The following is a 2,631-nucleotide window of genomic DNA, read 5'->3' as shown; positions in this document are numbered from 1 at the left end:
GAAAATGCGGCGATATCCGTGCCATCTGGCGCTCGCTCAGCAGTAACAAATCACCCATCACGACCTCCTCCTTCAATGGAGACCGCGCATCACATTTCAAACCAAATTAATAGGTCCTGACCCTAGCCCGTGGCCAAACTCAACAACACCATAAGCCACGGCACACGGAGTCTGAGAGAGGGCTTTAATAACTTCATCGATATCGGTGGCTTCAATCAAGCCAAACCGGCAATTGGAAGAGAGGTCGACATAAACGCTCCCTCAAGAACTTCAACGGCAGTTGCATTTGGATTGCGCACTGTACGGGGGTTCCTGCTATTCCAATTCCGTCGCGTCGATGACGCAGCTAATTTGATCAAAGCACGGTGACGTTTTCGGCCTTCGATTTTCCCGTCTTGCGATCTTGGCCGAGCTCGTAGCTCACTTTTTGCCCCTCTCTCAGCGAACCGGGCCGCTGCAACGCAGACGCGTGCACGAACACATCAACTCCCCCGTTCTCCGGCGTGATGAAGCCAAATCCTTTGTCTTCATTGAAAAATTTAACGGTACCAGTAGGCATGAAAACTCCTCGTCGCTTCTGCGGTTGTTCACTGCATTGCGAAAGTTATAACGCAATCACTTAGCTATCAATGCCCTGCAACACTTCTTTGCCCAGATGTTTTGATCTCGGTATTCGCAGGGAGCTAAAATGGAACTCAACGAACTTCCTTCCGTGGGTCAAATACGGGGACTTCAATATGTAGATGGCCCGAGCCGAAAGGAATCGAAAACCTTCCTAGAAATATGAAGATCGAGAGGGCGCAATTCATCGTCTGGAAATCCCACTTCTTGACGCGCTGTATCTGCTGTCGATCCTGAAGGCATTACAGTTGAATTTGGGCATTCCGTTTCCAGATGATCCGCGCGGATAGCCAATGCGATTTTGTGGGCCTGTGGCGTCGGCTATGGCTTGGTTCCATGCCGGCGCTTCGGCCTTATCGGTGGCTGCGAGTTCCCTTCTGATACTCGCCGCCTTTTCCATCTTGTCCATGTTGTTTCCTTTCATGGCTTCACATCCTTGAGGGGATCGCCAACAAATCTGCAGTCACCCTAACGTTGCGGTTGCACGTGCCCCTATCTGGAGGCTAGTAATTAGCCGCGCCATTCGGGGATTTTGGGGGACTATCATGAAATCGTTGGTTTTGGCCGTTTCAGCGGCCCTTTTGCTGTCGTCGTGCGCAAAGCGTCCGGATGCTATCGTTCCTGTCGATATACCAATGGCGGCATACACAAATCGGGGCTGCCAGGAATTGGCGCAGGAACTCATCAAAGAACGCAACAATTTAGCCGCCCTCTCAAAGCAGCAGAACCAAGCCGCTACCGGCGATGCAGTCGGTGTTTTCCTACTCGGGGTTCCTGCATCCAGCACGTTCGGCGGGGACAAAGAGGGTCAGGTCGCAGTGTCCAAGGGCAAAGTGAACGCCATTGAATCGGCAGCCAAAAGTAAGGGCTGTAAGTGAAGGGATGGAATTCTTTGACGTAGCCGCATCCGTCATAACGATTGCAATGTTTCTGGTCACGATGATCCAGTTGATTAAGATCTGGATGGAGCGGTGATCGTCACAGGAAGCACCTTCATCAGATGTCGGTCGGCTTTGTAACCGGCTGCTCCGCGCTGCGTTTGGCAATGCGCCGATTTACTGCCGCCCCGCGGATGTGCAACTTTGCCTCCTGAACATCTGCGGGCGTTGCCTCGATGTCCGCGCGGGCTTCCTTTCCTCTAGCATTGAGCGCTGCGAGATCTAACCGTCGAATGAGGGATAACTCCCATGGGGTGATTACCGCCCCCGTGAGCCGGCAATAGGCGTCAATCTCAAGATAGCTGATCGAGTTCGCTGCCATTCCTACCGGTATGGTAGCGCCCAATTCGCAGAACCACTCCCAGATGTATTCCGTCTCTATCGGGGGCTCCGGCAGAATGACAGATTTCCGCCGCGGCCTGAAATGCGTCCTCGCGAAGTCGATCAGCTCTTCGGCGAGGGCTTCACGAAATTTGCGTCGTCATCGGCAGCCTTATCGATTTGCTCGCCTATGAACCAGTAATCAGGGTTTGAGATGATCGACAGGACGCTTTAGCGGGCGCGCCGTGGCGGCGAAGATTTCGCGAGTATGCCGGGCGGTGACTTCCTCGCTGATTTTGGCCATTTCGGCACGCAGATCGGAACTATCAACCTGCAACGAGACGGGCGCCGATATCACGGTCGAATTCCCCGATTCGCTCATGCTGGCGATCGAGCAAACGAAGACCGGCGATCTGGCTTTTCTGGTGACGGAATACGGAAGGCCCTTTGTGAAGGAAGGGTTCGGGAATTGGTTCAGGGAGAAATGCCGCCAAGCTGGATTATCCCTCAACGCCCATGGACTGAGGAAGCTATCGGCAGCGCTTGCAGCCAATGGCGGAACGACCGCGCATGAACTGATGTCACAGTTCGGCTGGACCAACATTAAACAGGCCGAGGTGTAGATAGTGTCCAGAATCTTTCGCCCTTTTTATGAGGCGAAAGCTCCGTGGGTTGAGGTCTGCTCCGCGTAGAGCGGGTCCATATTCATGTATTTGCGCGTCGACCACTGACTGCCCGCGATGTGCCTCAG

Annotated in this window: 6 protein-coding genes; 2 read left to right on the top strand and 4 right to left on the bottom strand. The window is 53.7% G+C overall.

From position 1 onward, the window contains the following. Nucleotides 1-355 precede the first annotated feature (355 nt). Nucleotides 356-559: a cold-shock protein gene (locus DUT91_RS24710; protein ID WP_114443026.1), complete on the bottom strand. Its 204-nt coding sequence runs from the start codon at nucleotides 557-559 to the stop codon at nucleotides 356-358. Nucleotides 560-805: 246 nt separating this feature from the next. Beyond that, nucleotides 806-1,030, bottom strand: coding sequence for a hypothetical protein (locus DUT91_RS25695; RefSeq protein WP_147272296.1), 225 nt, complete (start codon nucleotides 1,028-1,030; stop codon nucleotides 806-808). A 136-nt stretch (nucleotides 1,031-1,166) separates the two neighbouring features. Here DUT91_RS25695 and DUT91_RS24705 point away from each other — a divergent pair, with 136 nt between their 5' ends. Next, nucleotides 1,167-1,499 carry a hypothetical protein gene (locus DUT91_RS24705; protein ID WP_114443025.1) on the top strand — a complete coding sequence of 111 codons (333 nt, stop codon included), beginning with the start codon at nucleotides 1,167-1,169 and terminating at the stop codon, nucleotides 1,497-1,499. 118 nt (nucleotides 1,500-1,617) lie between these two features. Here the strand turns inward: DUT91_RS24705 and DUT91_RS27645 are convergent, their stop codons facing one another. Together DUT91_RS27645 and DUT91_RS25690 are read right to left on the bottom strand one after the other, a co-directional pair. Beyond that, the gene (locus tag DUT91_RS27645; RefSeq protein ID WP_425373842.1) at nucleotides 1,618-1,956 is read right to left on the bottom strand and encodes a phage tail assembly chaperone; all 339 of its coding nucleotides are present in this window, start codon (nucleotides 1,954-1,956) and stop codon (nucleotides 1,618-1,620) included. 126 nt (nucleotides 1,957-2,082) lie between these two features. Then, nucleotides 2,083-2,262 carry a hypothetical protein gene (locus DUT91_RS25690; protein ID WP_147272295.1) on the bottom strand — a complete coding sequence of 60 codons (180 nt, stop codon included), beginning with the start codon at nucleotides 2,260-2,262 and terminating at the stop codon, nucleotides 2,083-2,085. On the opposite strand from DUT91_RS25690, the gene DUT91_RS24695 reads away from it, so the two are divergent. Beyond that, entirely contained in the window at nucleotides 2,261-2,503 is a 243-nt protein-coding gene (locus tag DUT91_RS24695) for a site-specific integrase (protein ID WP_147272294.1), read from the top strand. The genes DUT91_RS25690 and DUT91_RS24695 overlap by 2 nt on opposite strands. Nucleotides 2,504-2,631: the final 128 nt, after the last annotated feature.

The sequence above is a fragment of the Paramesorhizobium salinisoli genome, assembly GCF_003335045.1.
GTDB lineage: Bacteria > Pseudomonadota > Alphaproteobacteria > Rhizobiales > Rhizobiaceae > Paramesorhizobium > Paramesorhizobium salinisoli.
The sequence above is the reverse complement of the archived record's forward strand: the minus strand, read 5'-3'. Positions and strand labels throughout refer to the sequence as shown.

What these genes read in the sequence shown, in the direction of transcription:
- DUT91_RS24705 (WP_114443025.1), top strand. Translation starts at nt 1,167, where the DNA reads ATGAAATCGTTGGTTTTGGCCGTTTCAGCGGCCCTTTTGCTGTCGTCG.
- DUT91_RS25695 (WP_147272296.1), bottom strand. Translation starts at nt 1,030, where the DNA reads ATGGACAAGATGGAAAAGGCGGCGAGTATCAGAAGGGAACTCGCAGCC.
- DUT91_RS24710 (WP_114443026.1), bottom strand. Translation starts at nt 559, where the DNA reads ATGCCTACTGGTACCGTTAAATTTTTCAATGAAGACAAAGGATTTGGC.
- DUT91_RS25690 (WP_147272295.1), bottom strand. Translation starts at nt 2,262, where the DNA reads ATGAGCGAATCGGGGAATTCGACCGTGATATCGGCGCCCGTCTCGTTG.
- DUT91_RS24695 (WP_147272294.1), top strand. Translation starts at nt 2,261, where the DNA reads ATGCTGGCGATCGAGCAAACGAAGACCGGCGATCTGGCTTTTCTGGTG.